At 58.1% G+C, this 23,929-nt stretch carries 22 protein-coding genes and 1 pseudogene; 13 read left to right on the forward strand and 10 right to left on the reverse strand.

The genetic code is table 11. From position 1 onward, the window contains the following. Positions 1–13: 13 nt before the first annotated feature. Entirely contained in the window at positions 14–475 is a 462-nt protein-coding gene (locus AAE027_RS07990) for a hypothetical protein (protein ID WP_370986121.1), read from the reverse strand. 99 nt (positions 476–574) lie between these two features. Beyond that, the gene (locus AAE027_RS07995) at positions 575–1,057 is read right to left on the reverse strand and encodes a hypothetical protein (protein WP_370986122.1); all 483 of its coding nucleotides are present in this window, start codon (positions 1,055–1,057) and stop codon (positions 575–577) included. Positions 1,058–1,084: 27 nt separating this feature from the next. Between AAE027_RS07995 and legP the strand changes: the two genes are divergently transcribed. The 4 genes from legP (at position 1,085) to AAE027_RS08015 (ending at position 5,551) form a co-directional block, all read left to right on the forward strand. Further along, positions 1,085–1,975, forward strand: a complete 891-nt coding sequence (gene legP, locus AAE027_RS08000; protein ID WP_370986123.1) for a Dot/Icm T4SS effector Zinc-dependent metalloprotease LegP — start codon at positions 1,085–1,087, stop codon at positions 1,973–1,975. 9 nt (positions 1,976–1,984) lie between these two features. After that, positions 1,985–3,166: a caspase family protein gene (locus AAE027_RS08005; protein ID WP_370986124.1), complete on the forward strand. Its 1,182-nt coding sequence runs from the start codon at positions 1,985–1,987 to the stop codon at positions 3,164–3,166. Between the two features lie 18 nt (positions 3,167–3,184). Further along, entirely contained in the window at positions 3,185–4,357 is a 1,173-nt protein-coding gene (locus tag AAE027_RS08010) for a hypothetical protein (RefSeq protein ID WP_370986125.1), read from the forward strand. A 117-nt stretch (positions 4,358–4,474) separates the two neighbouring features. Then, positions 4,475–5,551 carry a hypothetical protein gene (locus AAE027_RS08015; RefSeq protein WP_370986126.1) on the forward strand — a complete coding sequence of 359 codons (1,077 nt, stop codon included), beginning with the start codon at positions 4,475–4,477 and terminating at the stop codon, positions 5,549–5,551. Here the strand turns inward: AAE027_RS08015 and AAE027_RS08020 are convergent. Further along, positions 5,548–7,704: a glycoside hydrolase domain-containing protein gene (locus tag AAE027_RS08020; protein ID WP_370986127.1), complete on the reverse strand. Its 2,157-nt coding sequence runs from the start codon at positions 7,702–7,704 to the stop codon at positions 5,548–5,550. The two genes, AAE027_RS08015 and AAE027_RS08020, sit on opposite strands and share 4 nt — an antisense overlap. Before the next feature lie 40 nt (positions 7,705–7,744). Further along, positions 7,745–8,635: a DUF3616 domain-containing protein gene (locus AAE027_RS08025; protein WP_370986128.1), complete on the reverse strand. Its 891-nt coding sequence runs from the start codon at positions 8,633–8,635 to the stop codon at positions 7,745–7,747. Between AAE027_RS08025 and AAE027_RS08030 the strand changes: the two genes are divergently transcribed. From AAE027_RS08030 to AAE027_RS08040, 3 genes are all read left to right on the forward strand, one after another. Further along, positions 8,628–9,281, forward strand: a complete 654-nt coding sequence (locus AAE027_RS08030; RefSeq protein WP_370986129.1) for a hypothetical protein — start codon at positions 8,628–8,630, stop codon at positions 9,279–9,281. The genes AAE027_RS08025 and AAE027_RS08030 overlap by 8 nt on opposite strands. Before the next feature lie 53 nt (positions 9,282–9,334). Beyond that, entirely contained in the window at positions 9,335–10,039 is a 705-nt protein-coding gene (locus AAE027_RS08035; RefSeq protein WP_370986130.1) for a serine protease family protein, read from the forward strand. Positions 10,040–10,248: 209 nt separating this feature from the next. Beyond that, the gene (locus tag AAE027_RS08040) at positions 10,249–11,658 is read left to right on the forward strand and encodes an esterase/lipase family protein (protein ID WP_479714209.1); all 1,410 of its coding nucleotides are present in this window, start codon (positions 10,249–10,251) and stop codon (positions 11,656–11,658) included. Between the two features lie 85 nt (positions 11,659–11,743). On the opposite strand, the pseudogene AAE027_RS08045 reads toward AAE027_RS08040, so the two are convergent. Then, positions 11,744–12,784 (reverse strand): annotated as a pseudogene (locus AAE027_RS08045) (TIR domain-containing protein). A gap of 41 nt (positions 12,785–12,825) precedes the next feature. After that, entirely contained in the window at positions 12,826–13,956 is a 1,131-nt protein-coding gene (locus tag AAE027_RS08050; protein WP_370986132.1) for a Fic family protein, read from the reverse strand. 319 nt (positions 13,957–14,275) lie between these two features. Between AAE027_RS08050 and AAE027_RS08055 the strand changes: the two genes are divergently transcribed. From AAE027_RS08055 to AAE027_RS08080, 6 genes are all read left to right on the forward strand, one after another. Beyond that, on the forward strand, positions 14,276–18,160 hold the full coding sequence (locus tag AAE027_RS08055; RefSeq protein WP_370986133.1) for an XRE family transcriptional regulator: 3,885 nt from the start codon (positions 14,276–14,278) through the stop codon (positions 18,158–18,160). 164 nt (positions 18,161–18,324) lie between these two features. Continuing rightward, a complete protein-coding gene (locus AAE027_RS08060; protein ID WP_370986134.1) occupies positions 18,325–18,600 on the forward strand; it encodes a hypothetical protein in 276 nt (91 codons plus the stop codon). 144 nt (positions 18,601–18,744) lie between these two features. Further along, positions 18,745–19,092, forward strand: a complete 348-nt coding sequence (locus tag AAE027_RS08065) for a hypothetical protein (protein WP_370986135.1) — start codon at positions 18,745–18,747, stop codon at positions 19,090–19,092. Between the two features lie 576 nt (positions 19,093–19,668). Further along, positions 19,669–20,118, forward strand: a complete 450-nt coding sequence (locus AAE027_RS08070) for a hypothetical protein (RefSeq protein ID WP_370986136.1) — start codon at positions 19,669–19,671, stop codon at positions 20,116–20,118. A gap of 8 nt (positions 20,119–20,126) precedes the next feature. Beyond that, positions 20,127–20,663: a hypothetical protein gene (locus AAE027_RS08075; protein WP_479714210.1), complete on the forward strand. Its 537-nt coding sequence runs from the start codon at positions 20,127–20,129 to the stop codon at positions 20,661–20,663. A gap of 13 nt (positions 20,664–20,676) precedes the next feature. Beyond that, entirely contained in the window at positions 20,677–21,576 is a 900-nt protein-coding gene (locus tag AAE027_RS08080) for a hypothetical protein (RefSeq protein ID WP_370986138.1), read from the forward strand. Positions 21,577–21,667: 91 nt separating this feature from the next. Here the strand turns inward: AAE027_RS08080 and AAE027_RS08085 are convergent, their stop codons facing one another. The 4 genes from AAE027_RS08085 to AAE027_RS08100 all read right to left on the reverse strand — a co-directional run bounded on the left by AAE027_RS08085 (position 21,668) and on the right by AAE027_RS08100 (position 23,889). After that, positions 21,668–22,411 carry a hypothetical protein gene (locus AAE027_RS08085; protein ID WP_370986139.1) on the reverse strand — a complete coding sequence of 248 codons (744 nt, stop codon included), beginning with the start codon at positions 22,409–22,411 and terminating at the stop codon, positions 21,668–21,670. Positions 22,412–22,585: 174 nt separating this feature from the next. Then, positions 22,586–23,263: a hypothetical protein gene (locus AAE027_RS08090; protein ID WP_370986140.1), complete on the reverse strand. Its 678-nt coding sequence runs from the start codon at positions 23,261–23,263 to the stop codon at positions 22,586–22,588. Positions 23,264–23,389: 126 nt separating this feature from the next. Further along, on the reverse strand, positions 23,390–23,512 hold the full coding sequence (locus AAE027_RS08095; RefSeq protein ID WP_370986141.1) for a WGR domain-containing protein: 123 nt from the start codon (positions 23,510–23,512) through the stop codon (positions 23,390–23,392). A gap of 50 nt (positions 23,513–23,562) precedes the next feature. Further along, the gene (locus tag AAE027_RS08100; protein ID WP_370986142.1) at positions 23,563–23,889 is read right to left on the reverse strand and encodes a hypothetical protein; all 327 of its coding nucleotides are present in this window, start codon (positions 23,887–23,889) and stop codon (positions 23,563–23,565) included. Positions 23,890–23,929: the final 40 nt, after the last annotated feature.

Below are 23,929 nucleotides of genomic sequence, written 5' to 3' on the forward strand. Positions count from 1 at the left end.
CCCCGTTGAAATTCTATCGATTCAATGCGTTCCTTAAACCCCACGCGATCACACCGACAAGCTCCTTCACCGTTTTGACAAATCGAAGATCGTTCGGTCCGATCGCCAAACCGCGCTGGCGGAAAGCCGGATAGTCGTCGAAATCCTCCCACATAGCTACGAGCCTGGCCGGCCCCCCGGGAAGAAGGTCGTTGATCTCGTCGTCCTCCTTCAAGTTTCTGTTCGTGTTGAAGACGGCTTTGATGCCGTCGAGGATCTGGGCCGCGCTCAACGGAGGTGCCGTGACATGGGTCGCTAAGACGGCGTCGTTAGTTGCGACCTCGGCTTGCCCATCCTTGGCCGAGGAAATCGCGGCGGCATGCTGACGTATCGCTGCTGCAAGCTCGGAAATTGCCTCAGCGTGAACCAGAAGGGAATCTTTACGGGGTTGCCCGGGCTTTTTCGGCCCTTTCTTTGCTGCCATTTTCTTCGCCAAAGTCTTTCCTCCAAAGGGTTGCTCAGCCAAACGGCCGAAAAAACCAGAGTAAAACAGCTGCGATCGCCGGATAATGCAGCGATGACAGGCAGGCCGAGGTTACCTCTCCTTGTAAAATAGTGGCACGATGAGCGTCCACGCGAACACAAGCAGCATGGCCAATAGGGAATCCCATATCGTGTGGTTGCGTATCTCAATAACTTTAAACACGTCGCCAAGCGAATAGACCCAAATAAGAAATGAAATCGCGGCGATCGCGACAGCAGGCTTCTCCGCCGGCGTATTCTGATCGGAAGTCGCCCAAGCACGTCCCACAATAACGGCCAGGAAGCAAAATGCCGTCCAGCCGACCCAATAGGTCGTCTCCGAAAACAGATCCTGTGAGTGATCAGTCTTGTCTGCGAACCGAGCTTGTATGCCGGCCTTTCCTACTAGATATACCCCGACAACCTCGGTCGGAATGAGTTTCACCACGCGTTCGATGTATTGCTTGGCAGAGTCGGCCGCCGCAGCGCCTCCGGCAGGGGCATCCCCCTCGACGGCCTCCCCCTGAGGCGATCGGATCCGCAAAATAGTGCTCATGGATTCCCCCAAATCCAAAGATGTCACTTGACGTCCAGCTTCAACCTTAACACGATGATTTTATTTCTGACAACGATTACCGCGCGCATCTGCATCGAACTCGATTCTGGAGAGCCGTCAATGGCGGACAATGGATTTCTCAGCGGCGGTGACACCGGCACCACTTACATCCGACCGATCGGCGGAGATTGGAAGAAGGTCACCTATGCGGTGGTAGGCGACCTGGCCGTATTCGAAGGCTGCATCGTGCTGGGGACGGTGGCCGAGGTGCAAGAGGTTGCCGAATTCATCAAGCTGCATCCTGAATTACTCGCACCCGCCGCAGAACCCTTCGGCGCGGCAATAAAGGGCGTGCAGTATCGTTGGAAGAACAAGACTGTCCCGTACGAGATCGATGAAGGACTCCCCGACAAGCAGCGCGTGCGAGACGCAATCGCGCATTGGGTTGATAAGGTTGGGTTCAAGTTCGTCGAACGGACGGCTGCCAACCGGAACGATCCCGCTCTCGCCGACTATGTCGTCTTTCGGGGCGGAGGCGGTTGCGCCTCCACGGTCGGTCGAAAAGGCGGGGCACAGAATGTCATCCTGGGTCCGGGCTGCACGGCCGGCAACTGCATCCACGAGATCGGACACACGATCGGGCTCTGGCACGAGCAAAGCAGGGCCGATCGGGATACTTACATTACGATTAAGAGGGACAACATCGCCCCCAACATGCTGCACAACTTCGACCAACATGTCGTGGACGGCATCGACTTGGGTACATATGACTACGGCTCGATCATGCACTACCCCAAGGATGCCTTCTCGCAGAACGGTGGCGACACTATCGTGCCGAAGCAGGAAGGAGCTCAGATCGGCCAGCGCACCGGACTAAGCGCAGGAGACATTGCCGCGGTGAAGAACCTCTATCCTTGACGGCAAGCCATGTCCGAATTGATCGTGGACAATAGGGGCACGATGAACGCCGACGCTCCAGGCGTACACCTGCTGATCGTCGGGATTAGCGACTACGTGAACCTTCCTGATGAAGACGACCTTCCCCAAGTGGAATGGAAGTTGAACAAGCTGACATGCGCCTCATCCAGCGCATACGCCGTCTTCGACTGGCTGCAAAACCACCAGTTGAGATTACCGATCAAGACTATCAGAATGTTGCTGTCGCCATCTCAGCGCGAGATCGACGCGATACCTGCCTTGGCAGGCTTAGCGCCACGAGCCAACCGCCAGAACTTCGTGGACGCCGTTAGGGCTTGGCGAGCCGACGCCTCGAGCAATCGCGCAGATATGACGATCTTCTACTTCGCGGGCCACGGGATGCAGCGTGGACCGGAAGAAGGCGTCCTTCTACTCGACGACTTCCTGGCGCCAATGGACACGGTATTGAGCAGAGCCGCCGAACTGGGAAACATTCGAAACGGCATGGCGCCCTCCGAGGCGTGCCCGGCTATCGGACTTACCCAATTCTACTTCATCGACGCTTGCCTCGATCGGCCCAAGGCCCAGAACAAGTTCGTCAATCCTCAAATTCCGCCGATATTCGATGTGTTGCTCAATGTGGTCGACAGGCGTGAGGCACCGGTCCTCTTCAGCACATTCGATGGAGCTCTTTCCATCGGGCGTAGGGGAAAAACAAGCTATTTCGCCGAAGCCTTGATACAGGCGTTCGAGCGGGGGGCCGAAGATCCTGAAGACGTGCCCACCGGCGGCACCCACTGGCCCGTGACATCCCTGACGATCAAAAACTCGCTCGATGGCTTCTATGACAACAACAAGCTCGGTACCAACGTAACTCTCAGCAGCCTCGTGGGCTTACCGGTTCTAAGATATCTAACGGACCCTCCGCAGGTGGCTTGCAGAATTCTGGTCGATCCCCAGCGCATGAACGGGACATGCAAGATCACCCTTTGCGACGACGGCGATTTGCCCGCAGCCGGCGATTGGCCTCAAACCAAAACCGAATTCGAAGTTACGGTGAGAGCCGGACTGTACAAGGTCTTGGTCGATTCCAATCTACTCAGGACAAGCCCTTACAAGACAAAGCTCAGATGGATCACGCAAAAAGTCAGATCCTGGCCACTTAGTCTAGACTCGCTGCTGGTCCACTGAAAGTGAAGGGACACGCGCATGGTCGATACGCCCTCTTCCCTTACCGTCAGATTCGAAACCCCGATCGAAGCCCTGGACAAGCGATGGAGCGGCTTGTTCCCGGTCGAGGTACGCGACATCAAGACCCAAGTCCTGAGAGCACGCGGGGTGAGCGGCAACACACTCGGAATTCCGCCTGGGACCTATTTCGTGACCGCCACTCTTCCCGACGGACGAGAGATTGCGAGTGAGAATCCCGTCAGCATCGAAACAGGCATGAACGTCGAAGTTGTACTGCCGTCCGCAGAACTCCGTTTCCCCGAGTCCTTGCGACCGGTCAATACGATTTCCGCCACCGTCAAGGACTACGTCCGACCGCTAACGGAATACTTTTCCGCCCAGCAGGCGGCCGTTTTGCGGGGCAATTGGCTGACAGCGAAGTTCGGCGCGCCGAGCGCAGCGTTCAAGCGCGAGGCCACTGCACGTACTTCTCTCGAGTTCAATTTTTCGGATCTCCCTGCCATTTTCGAGATCAGCCTCGAAAGGGCAACCGCGCCAAATGGCGACAAAGTCCGAGTATGCGACTACTTCGCGCTGCCGGTCGAGAAGAGCGGGAAGACCACGATCAGTTGGTCGATAGAACAGACGTCGCGTCTTCCGATGCTGACTTACGATTTCAACGACGGGTCCCTTAACTCATTCTGCGACTTCATCCAAAATGGACAGGCGATGGAAGCTCGAGTTCTTTCCCGCGTGCTCCTTCAGTCGGAACAACTTTCGGAGGAAAGCAGCGCTCGGCCGTTACGGGCAACGTTGGGAGCCTACGTTATGCTCCGCGCAAATGAAGTCGACAACCTCGATTTTCTGACGGGTAGCCTGGTCGAATCTTGCGGCGCGGTACCAGATGTCCTGGCCGTTAGAATGGAATATCTGGCGCGTATGGGTAAGCACGACGAAGCGATTAAGACCTTGCTCCAAATTCCGGAGGTCGGAGCGCCGACCTTCCGCTCAGGCTTGGGATACGTCGCGGACCGAGCCAAGTTGTATTCGACCGCGTCCCTTGATCGGACCGGCAATCGTCTTCCCGAAGAACAGCTGAAGCTAGTCAAGCGAATCGCTTACGTTTTCGGCGAGCTGGCAGCTTCGCTGGATCTAACGCAGTCAGTTTGTACCTTCCGCCGCCCTACGCATCTCATCTCGCCCGAACCGTGATGGCAGACCTCCGACATCCAGACTGCGAGAGATAACGGCGCGGCCGTATCTACTTTCGCTGAGCCGAACAAGCCTTCTAACAGACTACTCATTCCGTTCTCATTTTCGAGACTTCAAATGAAGATAAGCGACGCAGACAGCTTCCTGGATACCGTTACCGACGAGATCCGAGACTTCCTGGCCGCAGATAGGGTCGATCAAACGGCAATCGACAAATGTCGCGCGATTCCGCTCAGCGGCTCGGCCGATATTCAAGCCAAGTTCGCGGCGCATGGCGGCTTTATCTCCTGGTACAATTCGACCCTTTCATCGACGACGCCATTCCAACATCGCGGCAAGATTCCGGCGAACGCGGGCGTCGCGACTAGGTTCAATTCATTCTGGGATCAGATACCAGCGATCTTCTCGGCCCCACATACGGACGCTCTCCAATTCGCCGCTGTGATGTGCCTCGGCATTCAGGAGAACAGCGGCGACATGTCCTGCGATCCCGAGGCGGTCGGCAAAGCCGGTTACCCTGGACTCGTCTACGCTTTCGAAAAGATTCCCGGCCTGAAGTCGTCATACAACGTCAACGACGACCTAGGTAATTGGACGGCGCTGAAGCTCTTCAAAGACGCCGGTTACGTGGCCGAACACAGTGGCTTGGCAGGATATCATCAAGTCGTCGACCACGGGATCGATCAGGCTTGGGGGACGGCGACCTGGCCTCAATCTTTTTCGTCGAAGGTAGATGCTTCCGTCAATGGCTTTATCATGGAGGCGGACTTCTACAAATTCAGGGGTCGAGGCGTAATCCAGACGACGGGAAGAGACGACTATGGCGTTCTTATCGACTACATCATGAACAACCCCGCCATCCCCGGCAACGCCAACCTGAACCACCTTCGCGCAACCTGGGACGCTTATCCGACGACTGGAGCGAGCAAGCGAGACACGATCGCGTCGCGGTCGACCAACGCACAGTGGAACGTCGCATTCGGAGAAGGCATCGTCCTTGCGGCCGCGATCGCCGAGGACAGTCGTATCAAATCCGACTATCTTCAGCTTGCGGCAGACGCGGCGACGCTAAATGGTGGAAAGACCACCAAAGGCTCACTCTACTTCATGGCTCGAAAGATAAACGGAGGGAGCTATCCCGATCAGGTCGTCCCGATGATGAAGGCAATGATCCGCGCTATCGCAGCGCTCTAAGCGATGTCATCGAAAATGCGCCAGTTCCAGGCGCTGTTGAGCGTCGGAGAAAATATCCCGTCAACAGGGACGCGCCTTCGTGACTGTTCATCGACGAGTGCCTTCTTCGTGACGCTACCGAAGTAGGAAGTCCGCTCGATGCCCAGCTTGTCTTGGAGACGATCGACAGCCGGCCCCTGCGAACCTGGCCTCAGTCGACCGAGCTCTCTGCGCACGATCGTCGGGTCACCGGCTTGGTTCTTCCTTCGCAGTTCGGCCGCGATCGCCAGATCCCTACCGGTAATCAAGACCAGGTCGCAGCGCTTGCCTTGACCCAACCGGTTCATAATGACTTGGGCCTTCTTCCATTGGTCCGTGGGTGCCTGATGTCCACGGATCGTCATGCATCCAGCCGACGAGAAAGGCGCTCCCCACCCCGGCACAGTGGTGGTCTGGAACGAGCAGTGCACATTGTCCGCGGGGATCGTCTTACACCAGACGTCGTCCAGACCATACGATAGGTCATTCTTGGTGCGGAGCACCGTCGCCGTTCCAACCACGTGAAGATCGAAGCTGTCGGTCAGACGCAGAGCCGGTTTGATCGCGCCGGCATGCGGCGAATTATGAACCCCAACGCGGTAGACGTAGCAGCCCGACGGCATCATGTTGCCGATCCCCGACGTGGTCTTGCCGTTCGCATAATTGAACCAGCTCTGGACGTATTCGGCGTTAGGTACGGTCGAGGCGGCGTATAATGTTAGATTACGCTTCTCGGCTTCCGGATCACGCCCGTAGAAACCAATGAGACATCGGAAATTCTTGTGATCCGGCCTTAGTTCAGTGATCCAAGTCGACGGGACTTTTTCGGCTTCAAGAGGCGGCGATTTATCATCTAGCTTGCCGAGCCGAGCTCCCCTGACAGCAAGGGCGACGATATCGTCGAACCCTATCGGATTCATCGAATTGGCCGATAGAACGAGTTCTACATCCTCAGGCTTCAGCTCGAAATCTGCGAGCGTCGCAACACCACTCGGAGGCACAGGCAGGGTCAGACTAGAAGCCAGATGGCAGTAATCGGGGGATGCCGCGTCCTGTTCCGGCCACTTTATTTTGGCCCAAGGGTCTGGGGCATGCGCCGCCGGTGCGTCGGCCAGCAATTCAGCCAGGTCTTGCTCAGATGGACCGGGGTCAGCCACGCTCGACATCCATGCAACAGCGAGCGAATCCTCCGCGAGGTTCAGGGCTATCTTCTGGTCAGGCATTATCTTGTCCACCGCTCCCGAAGCAGGGCCGCATTTCGGGTCGGAGGTCGGGCTCGCCGCGACAGGCGCGTCCGCCACGACGGCTGCGTCCATCTGCTTGAATTGCACAAAACGATCAAAAGCTTCTTGCGCGGCCACCGTCGCCTCGTCCAGTTCTGCCACCTCCATCGTTTCCTTCACATCAAGCAGGGCGCGGTCGACTGAGGCATAGTCCGACGGGTCGGCGACAAGACCGACGTTAAGGTCGAACCGTGGGCCATGGCCTCCGTCCGCGGGTTCATCGAGCCCTTGGAATTCAATCTCCCACTTGAACTGAATGGCCAACGGCCCCTTCCTGGGACTGGGTAGCGGGAGGCCCGTAGGATCGAGAGTTGCGGTAATCGCGTTACCCCGCGCGTCAAGGTTGTCCGGCGCGGCAAGCCAGACTATCCGGCCGTACTGAAGCGCCCACTGCAAGGCGCCTCCAGGACAATAGACCGCGGGCACGAAAGACCGCTTTTTCACCGCATCCATCCAGGCGAGGATATAGGCTTGGTAGGCCCCTGCCGGCTCGTCACCCTCCTCAAGGTCGATATAAACGACGGCCCCAGAGGAAAAGCCGGCCGACTTCATAAGATCACACGCCTGATTGCCGTCCGAAGCCCCTTTGCCGGCATTCAGCGCCGGGTTCGGCACCCTGACGCCAGATCGCTTCACATGCGCCTGCTGACCGACATACGTCGGCACCAGACCCCAGCCGGCAACAGCGAGATCGGTTCGCTGCCCCATCCAATCGGCACCCGGGTGGTTCTCGGTTGGGCCAAGGTAGAAGCAAGCGAAGCGGACCTTGGCCTTTTCTCGCAGCCACTTCATTGCGGGCATTCCCGGGAAATGGCTGATATCGACGCCGTAGATCGGCTTAGGGCTGGTCATTTGCTTCCGCCTTCCCACAGCGGTTGTTCACCGCCGATCATCATTTCAAGTCGATCAGGTACTTTCGTGGTGCCCCACCCTTCGCGCTGTCGAAGAGAACCAGAAGATCGAGCGTGGTCGGACCTTGCGCCAAGATTTGCAACGCTTCCGCCTTCCCGCCGTCGGGTACATCGAAGAGTTCGGCGATCGGCATCGCCGTCTTGCTCGTTGGCTCCACGGCGTACAGAGCGAAGGAAAGGTTCTCCGATTGCGCTGGACCAGCGAGGGCAAGAAGCCGGCCGTCCGCCATGACGGCAAGGTCTCGGATACCCCGGCCTCCCAAATCGAGATCAATTTCGTGAATATCGGCCTCTGCGATGGGCCGATCGGCATCGAATAGCCAATCTCGATCCATGGCAACCAGATAGGCTTTTTTTCCGATCACGGGTGCCCGAAGGCCCACATAGAGCTTGCCGCCGGCGACGGCCAGTCCTTCGATGTTGAGGCCGTTCTTGGTCATGAGATCTAGCGCATAGTAGTCCTTGAGTGTAGGCGACGTGAGAAGCGCCTCTGAAAGGCGGTAACTCGTAGATTTTGGTCCAATGGTATCGATGTTGTTGGAAGCGCCGGAGGCGGTTTTGACCACGTCAATCGGGACACGCGCCAAAATGAAAGAAGAAGCTCGGAATTTGTTGCTGTTACGCGAGCAACCGTGGGAGCCGGCGACGTAGAAGTATTTGTCGTCGAGAGCGACCGCCTCACCATCCAGATCCTTGAAATCATCCTTCCCCGCCGAACACTTCACGACTTTCGGGTCGAGGCCGGGTTCGCTTCCCACAGTATCAGCGGGCGCGTGATCCTTGCCTATCAACCTGATTTTGGCTTGGCCTGTAAGCGTCGATCCCTCGAACGTCGTCACTTGCGCCAGGCGCCCTTGATCGTCGATGACCACGCATATCCGCTTTTCGCCTTGCGGCCGCAGGCAACTGATACCGCTTATGTCGTCGCTTAGTTTCCCCTTATCGTCGGTAAGGGGAGCAGCGACCTGGACGCTGGAAGATTTGACCGAGGCCGCTCGCATCGAGCATGGCACGGTTATCACTATGACGGCCAAGGTGGCCAAGGCGCTTCTTCGAATGATCTTCCACATAATGGTCTCAAAACAATCGAACGCTGGAACAAAGCTCAATTATGTACGCAATCTTCGCACGAGTAAACTAGATACTTCACCTCGTGGGGCTTGCGGGATACCATTGCAATTCGATGCTGGCATCACCACCACGGACGGGAGGGCAAAAGTGCGGCTGTTGTTACCCATGATCGCTTTAGTGGGAGCGGCGCCATCGCTTCAAGCCGCCGCGGCTGACAGCCGCAACGATGTCGCGAACGCGATCGTCATGGTGGCCGTGCGCGGAAAAGCGGCCAACGGTACCACCGTTGAACGCAACGGAACTGGGTTCGTTGTCGGCACCAGCAGAAACGTGGTCACCGCACATCACGTCGTAGCGGCTCCGTCTGAAGGATGGGCCAAAACGGACTTCGGTCTCGCCGACTTCACCGTGGCCAAAGATTCAGAGATCAGCAAACAGGGCTTTTGACCGAGATAAGGCGAGCAAACGTTCAAAAAAGCGTTCCGGGCAAGGATTCAGCCTTGCTCGAATTCGAAGGCCTGCCGCGACGGGGACTGAGTACCTGTCCGGATGCCGACCTCGACCAAGTTGGCACACAATTGAATGTGGCAGGTATCCCCAATACTGAGGTCGGAGACGTCCCTCGCCTCGAATTGAACGTGGGCGTCCTGAATGAAGGACAACCGCAGGATGGGAAGCTCCGACGATTATCTGCTCAGACTAGGCCCGGCTTTAGCGGCGGCCCTGTATTTCTCGTCGAGAAACAGGACGAGTGGCATTTGGTCGGCGTGCTAAAGGGAGGCCAATCCTTCGGTGTTAGCCCAGAGAGCTACTTCACGCCGGTACGGGAGCTGAGAAGCTTCGTTCTCGGGGCTTGCGCGGTCGCTTGCCGCGATCCGAGCCATGGCGTCGAGCGCTACGATCGCGACATCCTTGGCCCACGCAATGAATCCGATTGGCTCAGAGGCGGATCAACCAGCGAAAGCTACTGCGGAGCTCTCAGGTCATCCGAGATGAATTCTCATCCTGGCGAGGACGTCTCGATCGAGGACCACGGTAAGCTAGACGACCGATTTTTCACCGGGATGAGAGGCGGCGCCCCCATCGTTCGCGAAGCACAGTACAAATTCTATTGCCAGTTGCGATACCGTTCTGGACCGACGTTCAAACTCGCACTGACGGACAAATGTCCACTTCCACCCAACCCTGAAAAACTACCCCATTGATCGCTATGTTGAGAGTCGTCACGATCTTGATCGTCTGCCTTTGGTTAGGTGACTGTCACGCGGCAGGCAACCGAAGTACTCAGCCCCACGCGCCTCCGCCGCGCCCCCTGATCGTCATCCCCGGGATCGCGGGGTCGGAATTGTGGATCAATGGCAAGCTCGCCTGGGGGACGCTAGACGGACTCCGGCACCTGGAGAATCTCCGCATCGTGGACGGCCCCCGAAAGATATCGGCGGCCGACGCATGCAACCCCGGTAATTCGGACGACACCTACAGAGCAACCTGCGGCACACTAAATCAATTCATCGCTCTGGGTCCTTTGAAGGTCGATGTATACGAGCCGCTTTGGCAGTACCTCCAATCTCTCGGCTATTCGCGTTCGGGCGAGCACAGAAACCTTTTTCTGTTCCCATACGACTGGCGGCGCAGCAATTTCGACACCGCAGCCGACCTCGACGCGTTCATCAAGAGCAGACCCGAACTGGCGGGCAAAGAAATCGACATCCTCGCGCACAGTATGGGCGGACTGGTGTCGCTGATCTACGCGACCCAGTACGATGCACCGTCGGACCCGGACGGCAAATGCGACTTCCCGAGAAATTGTCGCGTAAAGACCGTCATTACCATGGGAACGCCTTTTTGGGGATCGGTCACCGCAGTCGCAACTCCCTTTTTGGGATGGGGGCGAGCCTCGCGCTGGCTAATAGGCGGCACCGACACCATCATACGGACGCTGATGTCGTGGCCCTCGCTCTACGAGTTGCTGCCTACCTACGAAAACTGCTGCGTGTCCACGGACGGGCCAAGACCCCGATCGCTAAATTTACTCGATCCCGCTGATTTCTCCGCCCTCCCTCTCGATCTCGCACGGCACGATATCTCAACCGAGCATGTCACCGATGCCTTGAAAGCCACTGCCGAACTCCGGAAGATCGTCGAGGGTGGTTTCCCGAAACATATCCGCAATGCTACGACGTGTACTGGCTTGCCCCCTGAGGGCTTTTTCATCGTTGCCGGAGATCGAAACGGCACCCGCCAGAGCGTCACCATCGGAGCAGGAAAGATGCTCTACGTCGAACGGCGTGGCGACGGAACTGTCACGCTGCGGAGCGCTACTTTTGGCAACCCGGGTGGTGGCTTTCTCTCCTTCATGCCCCACATGAGCATTTTCAACGACGAGAACGCTCAAGCAAAGCTTGAAACCATTCTGTTCCGGTGCGAGATGGGCTTCAACGACTTCAACGGTAATGTTCCGACAGTCGAAGTCGGCCGTCAGCTAGGAGTTTCCGCGAGAATCCCGATCGAATTCGTGTCCGTCGAACTCGTCGAAGACAATAGCGTGCCGGATGGCTTCGCCGCTGCGGGTATACTTTCGCTCGCGGCTCCCGACGATGCGGTCGCCCCGCTGGCATTGCTCTCAGTCAAACTCAATGGAGCGGAAATCAAACGAACGGAAATCAGTTCCACGTCGCGACGTTTGGACGGATCCATGACAAGATTCGAATACGCTGTTGGTTCAATCAAAATAGAAGGTGAAGGCCGCGTCGACGTTGAGTTGACCTTTGGAAATTCCGGACCGACTGCGACGGACCACATTACTTTGCTGGCCAAACCCTAAATTTTCCGAGTCGATACCGTCTCAACCATATCGGCCACCCTGAGGACGTCGTCAGACTCAAGCGCGGAACGCCCGCGAAGATCAGCTATATGTTTGTCCAAAAGCGGCTTGAACGGCTCGGCGTCGTCCAACGCGGTGCTTTTGGGGCGGTTCGGTTCAAGAAACTTGAGGAGCAGATGTTCGGCGTTCCTTTCTGGAAGGCAAGAGCGCGCCGAAGGACCGTCGGAATCTGACAAAGCTTTACGGGTGCTGTAAGAACAACCGTGGTATCGAAGGGGATTTTCGCGTGATGCATTTCGCGCGCGAGCTCGGTCTTCCAGGATGTACCCGGGCCGTAGGGAATATAGGCAATGCCATCAAAGTCGGATGGCTTCTCCACCATCGACTTCCTACGCGCAGCCACATTGGCTGGCCCAAACTTTCCGATAAAGAAGCCGAGTTCAAACACGACATTCTACCGCGCTCGCGGCTGAAGGCCTGCATCCGGATCTGCAATACGGCCTACATCATCTGGCGTCATCAAGACCACGGCAAAGTTGGCTCCTTCTGCCTCTTCCCTGAATTTTGTGAGCAGATGACGACCACCGTTGGGGCGCAGCTGAAGAATGATCGGGTCCAGGCCGATGGAACGAAGAAACAGCGCCACTTCGTTCCTTGCCGCTTCGTCGCGACCATGCACAAGAAATATCTTGTTGCTGGCGGCTGCAGGCTCTGGCGCGTTAGATTGGGCGTCTGCAGGGATCATGAGTTCAATATCCTCTTGAACGAACGAGACACCGAAAGCCGTGTGCTCAGTATAGCTGATGTATGTGCTAAAGCTGCCGGTTGGCCAATCTTGGTCTGAGGCGGCATGACCTTTGGCCCACCAAAATACGTGAGGGACCGCACAATCATCGTGGGCCGAATCGCCAACCATGTACCGACGCGCTTTCGCCCGAACTAACTTAGCGTAGGCATGTTCACAAATCCGCATCTGAGCAGCGTACGCCGAGTTCTTGAGATACGGCTTTAATCGAGCAACTGCTGAACCAGCACTGATCCATTCGAGACCGCTGGCCGATCCGAGAGAATCCTGCGGCTCCCTGAGAGCCTTCGCAATGTCAACGTGCCGGTTGCCGACAGCCATGGTTCAGAATGCTCCTGGTCTTTCATACCCAAAAAGCACGGTTAGGTAGGCCGATCAGTTTGATCTGCATCGCTAAGTACAAGGGAGTAGCTGGTGCTGCGGCCGCCCGCGGCGTCCCTTCGCAGAATGCCGCGCTTGATCAAATCATTAATGTCACGCGTTGCGGTCGGCTGCGAGACCTTGGCAATTTTTTCCCACTTCGACGAAGTTAGTTTCCCCTCAAAGCCGTCCAGCAGACGATTCAGCATAAGTCGTTGGCGATCGTTGAGGTCGCTTGCAGCATGCTTTTCCCAGAATGCCGCCTTCTCCAGCACGTTACCGATGATAGTGTCGGCACCGTCGAATGCGCGGTCGAGACAACCGAGAAACCAGTCGAGCCAATTGGTGATATCGAGCCCGCCTCGCTGGGTTTTCTCAAGAATGTCGTAGTAGGCCTTCCGCTCTTTGCGGATTTGCGCTGACATGCTGTAGAACCGCTGCGTGCTCTGCTCGGACCGAGCTAGCGCCAAGTCGGCGATTGCACGCGCGATGCGTCCATTGCCGTCCTCAAAGGGATGGATGGTCACAAACCATAGATGCGCAAGTGCAGCCTTGATGACCTGGTCTTGGCCCCGCTCGGTGTTGAACCAGTCCAGAAACGCCTTCATCTCAGTGGAGAGCCGCTTGGCAGCTGGCGCTTCAAAGTGGACGCGCTCGCGGCCGAGGGCCCCCGACACCACTTGCATGGGGCCGGCCTGTTCGGTGCGCCAACCGCCCACAGTGATCTTCTGCATGCCGCTCCGCCCGGTCGGGAATAGAGCGGCATGCCAGCCGAACAGTCGGTCGGTGGTCAGGGCCTGGTCGTATTTCTGGGTGGCATCGAGCATCAGCTCAACCACTCCCTCAACATGCCTTTCAGCGGGGGTGAGGGCGCCGATGTCCATGCCGAGCCGCTGGGCGATCGATGAGCGGACCTGATCGCGGTCTAGGATCTCGCCTTCAATCTCGCTGGATTTGACGACTTCCTCGGTCAGTGTCTGCAGGGAGGCTTCAGCCTTAAGATTGAAGCCAAGGCTTCCCATACGGCCAAGCAGGCGCCCCTGCTTGTGGCGGACCTCGGCTAATCGCTTGAACACCCCCTCCGAGTTCCACTCGAACTCGGGCCATTCCGCCCTTTCGTGAATATAAACCATAAGTCGGCCCCTTTGAGGGGGCAGTATGGGACTAATCTCTTCATCTTCAAGCCATTCCGTTCATTCTTTGATTGGAATATGGGTATTTATCTCATCACAGCCTGTGACTTGCGCGTACGAAAGGATGTCATATAAATAGTATGACATGAAGACGAGTTCCAGCCAGCCCCCCGACCTCACCCCAGCCCAGGCCCGGGCCGCCCGGGCGCTTCTGGCATGGTCCCAGCACGACCTCGCCACCAACGCCAACATCGCCACTTCGACAGTCGCGGACTTTGAGCGGGGACGGCGAACACCGGTGCCCCAGAATGCGGAGGCCATGCGGGCCGCGTTGGAGCGCGCCGGGATTTCGTTCCCAAAGGGCGGCGCCGTCAGGGGGCCAGCGCTGCCGAAGCTCGCCGATCTTACAAAGACGGGCGCGCCGATCCGATATGTGAACGGCACCGATCTTGCTCAATGGGCGGAGCGGCGCGACGGCCAGGCCTCCATGCCGACTCTGCTCGCCAAGCTTGTGCGCGCGAGTGGAAGCGCCTCGCTGCATTTCCCTTCTGATGAAGCGGTCCAGTTTGCCGGCTGGGATGGCACCACCCAAGCCGCCACCGCTTCAGAATACGTCCCGGCCGGATCGACGGGATGGGAGATCGGTACGCAACGCGAGGGAATCGCCGGCAAAGCCAACGAGGATTACGCAAAGCGAACCGAAGACCCGCTGGGTCTTGAGCAGAGCGAATCCACCTTCGTGTTCGTGACGCCACGGCCATGGCCCAAGAAGGACGAATGGGCCCGCGAAAAGCGCGGTGAAGGCACCTGGAAGGATGTCAAAGCCTATGATGGCACCGATCTCGTCCACTGGATCGAGCAATACCCGGCCGTAGGCCAATGGCTGGCGACCGCCCTTGGGAAGTCCCCCCCGGGCGTGCGCCAGCTAGAAGAAGTGTGGTCGGAGTGGTCGCTCGCCACGCAATGGCCGCTTCCACCTGACCTCGTTCTCAGCGACCGGGATGAAGACAGTGCGGCTCTGCTTCGCTGGCTGCGGGATGAGAATTCGGCGATCGCCTTCCAGGGCGAGAGTTCCGAGGAGGTTGCGGCGTTCGCCTACGCCACGATCCATCAACTCCCCGGCGACATCGCCGAGCACTATCTCGCGCGCTGCGTCGTCGCGTCGAATTCTGATGCCGCTCGGCATCTTGCCAGCAGCCGCACGCCTCTGATCATCGTGATCCTCGAACCCGAGACAGGCGTTGCAGAAGCGATCGCGGCGAAAGGTCACCATGTCCTGGCGGCGTTCGGGCAGAACCCTGGCTCGCTAGGCACCGTGAGGAAGCTGAGCCGGCCATCACGCGACGGCATCGAAGCGGCCCTGATCGACAGCGGCGTTCCGGAAGAAAAGGCGAAGACCTCTGCGCGCGATTCCGCACGAAGCTTGGCGATCCTGCGCCGACTGATGCCAGGAGTGGCCAGCAGAGTCCCGCACTGGGCGCAGGGCACGATTTCCCGGTCATTACTCGCGGCGCTGTTGGCCGGCATGTGGGACGAAAGCCGGGAAGCCGACAAGGTCATGATGTCGCGACTGTCGGAGATGCCTTACGAGGCCTTCATCGCCAGTATCGCGCCATATGTCGGCGAGTTTGACAGCCCGCTTCGCAAGGTCGGCCTGGCCTGGAAGGTGGCCTCCCCCCGTGACGCCTGGCTGCTTCTGGCGTCCCATTTTACGGTCGCGGATATCGACCGATACCGCGCCGCGGTTGTCGATGTATTGAGTGCTGCCGATCCCCGATACACCTTGAGCCCGGAAGACCGTTGGTATGCGTCGATGCGGGGCATCGAGCCGGAATATTCCGCTTATCTGCGACATGGCCTGGGAGAAACCCTCATTCTGCTGGCGCTGTTCGGTGATCGCGCGGCGATGGTGCCGCTTGCGCCGCAATATCCCGACACGGTGGTCCGGAAGGTGCTCCGCGGTGCTGATGGTCAGCGCTGGTGGTCCTTGTCGCGGGATTTCCAGCTGCTTGCCGAGGCCTCTCCCGAGGAATTCCTCTCGGCGGTAGACGACAGCCTCGACAACGAGAATCCGCCAATTGCGGCGCTCTTCGGTTCTGATGAGAGCGCCATCTTTGGCAGCGCCGAGCATCTCTCGGACCTGCTGTGGGCGTTGGAGTCGCTCGCCTGGGCACCGCAGCTCCTGCTCCACGTTTCGCTCGTGCTGGCGCGGCTCGATCAACTCGATCCTGGCGGCCGCTATCTGAACCGACCGGCCGCCAGCCTCCGCACCGCGTTCCTGCTTTGGAGCCCGCAGACCAATGCCACCTTCGGCCAGCGCCTGAAGGTGCTGGACCGCATCCGCAAGCGCTATCCGAATCCGGCGTGGAAGCTGATGCTGGGCATCCTGCCAACGGGCCACGATTCCTTCTCGCCAACGCCGTCTACGCGATGGCGCGACTTCTCTACCGACAAGAAAGAGGTTGTCACCTATCAGCTGATCGGCAAAGGCGCAGAAGCTATTCTGGACCGCCTCCTCGAAGACGTTCGCTCGAGCGCAGCGCGCTGGGTCACATTACTTGACCGGTGGAGCGATCTTGGCGACAGGCGCCAAAAGGCGGCCGAGCAGCTGAGACAGGTCGCCCAGGGCAATCTCACTAGGGAGGACCGGGAGCTGCTGCGCGCCAAGCTCCGAGGCGTGTTGCACCATCAGCGCAGCTTCAAGGACGCTGAATGGGGATTGCCGGAAGAGGACCTCGCAGAACTCCAGGCAATCTATGACGCCCTTGCGCCGCTGGATCCCATCGAAAGCATCGCCTGGCTGTTCGAGACCTCGGTGTCCTTGCCCAACCCGACAGGCGACTGGCAGAAGGACCGACAGCAGCTTCAGTGCGAGCGAGCTGCTGCAGCAGAAGAATTCCTGCAGGACAATGGGAGCGAAAGATTGTTCGAGCTGATCGATGTCGTCCGTGAACCCGGCTATCTTGGGCAGTCGATTGCGGAATCCCGTCTCCCTGAGGAGACCCGCAAGCAGCTCCTGGTACGTGCGCTTAAGAGTGAGGATGATAAGCATCAAATGTTCGCGCGCGGCATTGTCGCGACCTGGCATAGCAGCGCCGGCCGTGAATGGGCTGAGGGCCTGTTCGATCAGGCGCAGCGGGAGGCTTGGGGCGACAAGGCGCTCCTGACGATCCTTCTGGCGCTGCCCTCGACTGGTTGGGTTTGGGCCCTCGCCAGCCGCGCGGGCGAGAACATCGAAGATTCTTACTGGAAGCGGCTAAATATCCTGTGGAGCAAGGACGACGATGCCGACGCCGCCTACGCGGTGGAGAAACTCATCGAGGTCGGCCGGGCCCGCGCCAGTGTCAGCTTCATCGGCTATCATCTGCACGACGGCCGGAAATTCGCGTCCGATTTGCTCGTAAAAGCGTTGCTTGAGGCCGCGCGGCAGCCGGTCGAGGGCGAGCTGGAAATGAACGACCGGACGATGTTCCAGCACTACGCCCAGGAAATCTTCAAGCAGCTCGACGAAGCGGAAGATGTTTCCACCGACAGGCTCGCGCCGCTTGAGTGGCTGTACTTGCCGATGTTCGAGCATTCGAAGCGCAAGGCGAAGGCGATCATGTCAGAACTTGCGACGAACCCTGATCTCTTCGTTCAATTGCTCACAGCGGTCTATAAGCCAAGTCAGGATAGCGGCGTGGTCGATCCACCTGTCGAGAATGAGGAGCAGGCCCGCAATATCGCGAACCAGGCTTACCGGCTGTTGCGGATCTGGGACGTGATCCCGGGCACTGGAGCAGACGGATCGATCGACGGTGCCAAGCTCGAGGCCTGGATCAGGGAGGCGCGCAAGCTCGCCCATGCGAAGGGCCGGGGTCTGGTTGCTGACCAGAAGATCGGAGAATTGCTCTCAGCCTCCAAGGTTGATGCAGACGGCATCTGGCCGGTAGTGCCGGTCCGGGAGGTGATCGAGGCGATCCGCAGCCGCGATCTGGAAACAGGCGTTATGATCGGCAAGTTCAACCGCCGGGGAGTGACAATGCGAGCAATGGGCGATGGCGGCAATCAGGAGCGACAGCTGGCGAAGCAATTCCGGGAGTGGTCTGAGGCAACAGCCATCGATTGGCACCGCACCTCGGGAATTCTTGAAAATCTTGCCAAGGACTATGACCGTCAGGCGAAGGCTCACGATGAGGACGCTGAGCGCCTAGATTGGCGATGAGCTCGGTCATGCGGTCGGGTACAAGCTGGTTCTGATGTCACGACCGGTAGCGTATGCGCCGATGTTTCAGGTACACAGAAGAAGTCGGACATTGAGCCAAGGCGAACGCCCAGGTCGCGCCGCCCTTTTTTGCTGGCACCAGACCAAGTTCACGTAGGTACGCTATGAGCAACAACGAGCAAGACGATCGGAAGCCAATCAAGCCCCCGGTGAAAAACCATCCGGACGAAAAGGTACGAAGCTTCGTAGAAGCAGTGGCCAGCGAAGTCCCGCTTGGCGGCATGGTGGTCAAACTGGCTGGTGATCTGGTCCCAACCCAGGCGCAGAAAGCCCGCACCGAATGGGAGGGCGCAATCTCGGAACGCACCAACGAACATTCCGAGCGGCTGGACCGGCATGCGCAAATGACTAGCGCCAAGCACGACACTGGTCGGCACTAGTGTGGACTTGGCCGTGGCTCTCGCCCGCGCACCAGGCGACGGTATGGCCGGGCGAGGCCTCACCCTTGATGATCTATGCAAACTTCTGCCTGAAGCCCATCCAAAGATGTCGAGAAAGCCGCTTTCGATCTGAATGCCCTTGGCTTGACCGATATTCAGCGGGCGATCGGTAGGCACTGGTGGCTCCGGTTAAACCAAGACTTCTACGAGCAGGTCGACCACCAAGTCATGGGCTGGGGGTCGACGACGGAGCAGGATGCCCGGACGTTGGCCAACCTTCTCCTGGAAGATGAAGGGCGGGAACGAACATCCGCCCTCCACGCGGCCAGCGGCTGGGAAAAGCGCCGTTTCAATCCGGCTTTCCAATTCCTTCTGAACGTCATCCCAGACGAGCGCGCAAGCCGGGAAATTCAGCCGGACTATCCATCAAGCAGCATCTTCTTATTGGACGAAGACAAGGCCTTATTGCGCAGGTTCCTTGCAGCGCGATAGGTATTGCCTCCCCCTGTCGACCGCCTTCTCAGCTGCTGCCGCTACGAGTCACCCCGGTGTTCCACGATATTGCAGATGAACAATGTTTTAGCCGTTTTCAGGCAATGAGGGGGTCGCATAGTGACGTCATTTCGAATGCAGGAACGAGACCTCGATCTCTTTCTCCTAGAAGAACTTTGTAGCGATAGCGGGTTCGATAAGTGGTTCGCAGAGCAAATCGGGCTCAACGGCTTTCGGTGCCGCGACGCAGTACATTCCGTTTCTGCAAAATCTAACGCGAAGTGGGGCGAGACCGACGTCCTCGCGTTATACTCAGATGATGCCGAACGCGTTGCTGTCCTTATTGAAGATAAAATTGCGGCCGATTTCACAGAAAGCCAAGCAAAGCGTTACCACGAGCGAACAGCTGACCTTGTCAGTAGCAGCACGGCCCAGCGTTACCTGACGGTCCTAATCGCTCCATCAATATACCTCAAGGCCGTTCCGAAAGACGACCCATAAGGCAGCACGGCGCATGCAACTTGGCGTGCGACCGCATTGGTACAGTGTCTTGCACACGTTGCGAAGAGCAAAAGCGTGGGGGATGCGGAAGTGCGCCGCTTCTCAGGAGCCTTCGCGTCCTTCTTGCAACGACAGACCAACGGGCTGTTTAGCCACAAAATTACCGGAGACAAATGGGGATTCATCATCAACACTCCGGATATCCCGCAGAATGTGCAGCTGGCATGGAAAAAAGGTAAGTCGCGCGTCGATTTAACTTTCTATGGACCTCACGTCGGAAAGGCGGGCCACATTCTGGTTCCGCCCGGTGTTAGCTTGCGGCTAGCTGATGGCGCGTCGCTCAAGAGTGATATATTTGGGATCGAAGTGCCGATGGTAGACATGTCCGCGGATTTCAAAGATCAGATGGAGGTGATAGACGAAGTGATGGTGGCGATACGACAACTGCTCCCACTCGTTCCTCAAACCTTGATGACTGCCGCCGATGAAAGGCCGGCTTCGCAAGAGGGGAGCGAGATTATTTGAAGTCGGCCATGCGCAACCCAACAATGAGGTCAGTACCAGCGTCGGAATGGGATCTCACCAACCTTAACGACGCGGACAGGCGCATACGCCAGCTGGAAGAGGTTTCCGGCGATAGCTTCATTGTTGGGATTGTCGTTGCCGCCAAGAAGGCCGCTAGTGAAAGCCAGGCCGAATTTCAGTGGCAGCGGGCCACCGACGAAGAAGCTCCACCCGACACCTTTCGTATCGTCAGCCAGTTTCCACTGCCCGAGCGCCTCTTTGACCAACTGTTCAATGGCCGCTGTGGCTATCGCGCGCAGTATTATCTAAGCTCCGAGGAAGGCGAGGCCTTCAATCGTCGTATCATCGTCGCCCTGGAAGCAGAGCTGGTATATCCCGCCTCGGTGAAGCTTGGACTTTCCAAGTCGTTGATCAGCCGCTCATTCAGGGGAGCTTACTCGAAGAGGGTGGCCAACGAGGGAGAGGCGTTCGATGCGGCACCCTCGGGAATGCTAATGCCTCGGCGTTGGAGATTCCACGCCGGCCGAGGCACTCGCATCGAATGATGAGAGTTAGCACATGAACGCGCAGGCCAAGAATTCCCTGGAGACCGTATTAAACGAGGTAGTCTCCTTCGTGTTCAAAGAGACACACCTGCTCGCCAGGTACGAGGCAGTCCTGCAGCAAGAACTCGGCCGGCTGATACCGGCTGGTGGTAGCGAGGCCTTTGAGAAGCGCATGAACGACGTCGTTGAACATCTGGGTGGACCACCAGAGTTCTATCTCTTGCGCAAAGACCAGGAACCGCCGCCCGCAGACAATTATCCGGAGGCGATAATGCGAGAAGCCTTCGCGGTATTTCATCGGGCTCGAACATCGGTACTACGGGCACATCTGTTTATGACCGGCTCGTCGGTCCTAGCCGAGCAGCCGGACCTGATCAACGCGCCCGAAAACGTAACGGCCGTATTTGCAAAGGAGGTGCAGAGTGCCTTCTGGGAACATGCGGAAGCCGCCTACATACGGCTCTATTCGTTTTGGGACCGAGTTGGGCAGGTGCTGGACTTCAGCTTCTTCAACATTCGGAAGTTCGACCAGAACGGCTTTACGGCTGTGATGGATCGCATTCACTCGAATGCGGTCCCGATGGATAACGGGCTAAAATCCAGCACGAGTTGGAAGCGCCTGCGCACTTTCCAGACTTCCGAGAAGGAGGACGGGTTGAAGTGGCTTCTCCAGCGTCGAAATCTCGTTGTTCACAGTCTTCACCTGCATCCGGTCGGAACGGAGGATGAAGGCGTATTCAAGTCGCAGTTCAACCACCTCGATGCGGCTCATCGCGAGAAACTGCGACCGAGGGAGCCGAATGAGGAAGTGGCGCTGCTAATGGGGCAACTCGCGAAAGCGAGCATGCACTTCAGCGACTTTCTTGACATCGTCGAATTGACGCCTTCCCGAAAACGAGAGAGCTATCTCTAGTCGTTGCCTATTACCGGAAGCCCCGCTTCAGCTTCCGTGTCCAGTTGAGCTGGTGACAGAGTTCGCGGGTTAAATTTGCACTTGCCGTATCCTACGGCACCGCTCGTACTTGCTGCACCGTCAACGCCTCATGCACCCTCCCGTCTTCCCAGCTCATCGTGAGCCAGCTGGTCGAGGTCGGGTACGATATGACGATTCTTCCTGGTCGGTACTTTGCTCCGCGTAAGAAGGGATACTTGCTGACATCGAGCGGTTCGAGCAGCAACACGAAGCCCAGGCCCAGGATGTTCAGCGCCAACGCTTCGATATCTTCTTGGGCATTTGTGAGCGGCTGCAATCGGAAGCGCGGATGATTTGACATCCGGTCGCCTGCGTTCATGGTGCAATAGAGTCCTGCACCCTCTGGCCAATGGCGCGGGTCGTCGAGCATGTCCAGTATCGCTGAGTCCCGCGAGAACGCGCCAGAAAGGGGTGCCCGCCCCCTCGCGAGATTCTTTGAGACCGCAGCGGCCTTGGCGGTCTTTAGGAGCCACCGCTCAACATCATGCCCCGAAACAAGGGCGTGCCTCATCCCCCCATCGCGTTCGAGGTACGATTTTAGCGACGCAAAGAAATACTGCGCCGCGTCGTCGAGCGGATGCAGCGCGCTGTTGTGCTTCGTACATAAGCAGTTCGTTCGAAGGCTTTGGGGCGCCAGAATCTTCTCCTCATTCGGCGCAAGCCAAGGTAGGCCAGCAATCGAAAATTCGCCGTCCCCCATCAAAACTCGTATCACCGACTCCGAGATAATGTGCTCGCCCGAGATTGGGCCGACACAAGAACCCAACTCCTTCATGTAGCACTTGGCCACACTCGAGGACGGTGGGAGCGACTTCAGCCCGAGAGTGGCCGCCAACTTGTGCCACTCCTTCCCATTAAAACAACAGGAGCGTGCGGCCTTGCTTGAGCCGCACGGGCACGGGCCGTTCAGGACAGCTTCCCTTTTCCGCTTGGCTTCGCCCACGCGAGTTCAGGACCTCACTCGATTGTTGTATACCACAATCCACGCCTCGTGCTCGGCCTTCAGGTTCGCAACGAGAGCATTTACCGTCGCGTCGTTGATGGCCTGCGGCGTTCCGTGACTAAACGCATTCCTGCGTTGATGGATGTCCTTCAATAGATCGGCAATACCGACAAAGCCATTTGCGCGAAGATCATCGAAATAATTGGTCCCGTAGAAGATCTTATACAGTTCGTAGAGGCGCGGCCCGATCCCGTTATAGCGCCGGAGCGTATCGTCCAGCACACGACGTGGCAGCCTACGCATTGCTGAGCGATGAAGCCGCTCGATGCGCGTTTCAAAGTAGCTCCAAAAAAGCAGCAACAAGGCCGCACGCGCGGACGGCCGGTCCACATCAGGGAAATGCATCAATCCCTTGAACTCGACTGCTGGACGCTCCCACTCATGCTGGAGCATTTCCAGATAAACGTAATCCTCGTAGCGCCCTTCGGCCCCCATAAAGGTCGGATGGACTACCAGCTCGTGACCGTTGATGTTTATCGTTTCGGACGACAGGTCGTACGGACCCGCATTGCACGCCGGGCAAGGTACATCGATCTTTCGAATGCCGGGACAATCCGCGCCGCACACAACGTAACCTGACCACAGGCTCGCCCAGGACTTTCCTGCTAACCCGTCGTACCACATGAGTTGCCCCTCACGAGCCGGTCGGACCGCCCCGGTCCCGGCCTGGCTTCCGGTTCAGCGATACCCCCGCCTCTGCTTCTCTGCCCATTTCGATATCAAGGCAAGATCAGCCTTACCACGAGTCGGCTAGCCACCAATGCGACCGTCCCTGGCGTCCCAATCCCCCCATTCGCGAAAGACGGACCATTCGCCGAACAGCGTCGGCTGGACGTCCAGCTTGTAGAACGGCGCTTCATTGCGTGGCTTCAATACGAGTGAGCATGATTGCGGTCATGCGGTTTCCTCATCTTTTTGTTTTATCAGCGACGAACCGGACGCTCTAAACCAAGAAGACGCAAGGCATCGCGCCGCAGCGCGCCGTCTGGCCCAACGAAGCGGTAAAGCGTCTGACGCGTGATGCCGAGCTCTTCGCAAGGCTTGCTGGTTTTGGTATCGCGGTTCGCCATGCTGGCTTGGGCCACCCGCCTCTTCTGCGCTTCGCGGGCGTCGACATCCGCACCGCGCAGGACGGCATCGCCGGTGACATCCATATCGGCGTGAAGGGGCTGCTCGGCTCGCTCTACCTCAAAGACCTGGCGCAGAAGACTGGACGCGGGCAAGCGGGCGTTGTGCGCGACGGTCGCCACAACGGCGATCGCAGCTACGGCTATCGGGCAATACCTGGAA

This window comes from Bradyrhizobium sp. DN3, assembly GCF_041357655.1.
Classification (GTDB): Bacteria; Pseudomonadota; Alphaproteobacteria; order Rhizobiales; family Xanthobacteraceae; genus Bradyrhizobium.

Coding starts and splice junctions, on each gene's coding strand:
- AAE027_RS07995 (WP_370986122.1), bottom strand. CDS start 1,057: ATGAGCACTATTTTGCGGATCCGATCGCCTCAGGGGGAGGCCGTCGAG.
- AAE027_RS08015 (WP_370986126.1), top strand. CDS start 4,475: ATGAAGATAAGCGACGCAGACAGCTTCCTGGATACCGTTACCGACGAG.
- AAE027_RS08090 (WP_370986140.1), bottom strand. CDS start 23,263: ATGTGGTACGACGGGTTAGCAGGAAAGTCCTGGGCGAGCCTGTGGTCA.
- AAE027_RS08080 (WP_370986138.1), top strand. CDS start 20,677: ATGAACGCGCAGGCCAAGAATTCCCTGGAGACCGTATTAAACGAGGTA.
- AAE027_RS08075 (WP_479714210.1), top strand. CDS start 20,127: ATGCGCAACCCAACAATGAGGTCAGTACCAGCGTCGGAATGGGATCTC.
- AAE027_RS08010 (WP_370986125.1), top strand. CDS start 3,185: ATGGTCGATACGCCCTCTTCCCTTACCGTCAGATTCGAAACCCCGATC.
- AAE027_RS08020 (WP_370986127.1), bottom strand. CDS start 7,704: ATGACCAGCCCTAAGCCGATCTACGGCGTCGATATCAGCCATTTCCCG.
- AAE027_RS08085 (WP_370986139.1), bottom strand. CDS start 22,411: ATGAAGGAGTTGGGTTCTTGTGTCGGCCCAATCTCGGGCGAGCACATT.
- AAE027_RS08055 (WP_370986133.1), top strand. CDS start 14,276: ATGCGGGCCGCGTTGGAGCGCGCCGGGATTTCGTTCCCAAAGGGCGGC.
- AAE027_RS08030 (WP_370986129.1), top strand. CDS start 8,628: ATGACCACGCATATCCGCTTTTCGCCTTGCGGCCGCAGGCAACTGATA.
- AAE027_RS08060 (WP_370986134.1), top strand. CDS start 18,325: ATGAGCAACAACGAGCAAGACGATCGGAAGCCAATCAAGCCCCCGGTG.
- AAE027_RS08005 (WP_370986124.1), top strand. CDS start 1,985: ATGTCCGAATTGATCGTGGACAATAGGGGCACGATGAACGCCGACGCT.
- AAE027_RS08050 (WP_370986132.1), bottom strand. CDS start 13,956: ATGGTTTATATTCACGAAAGGGCGGAATGGCCCGAGTTCGAGTGGAAC.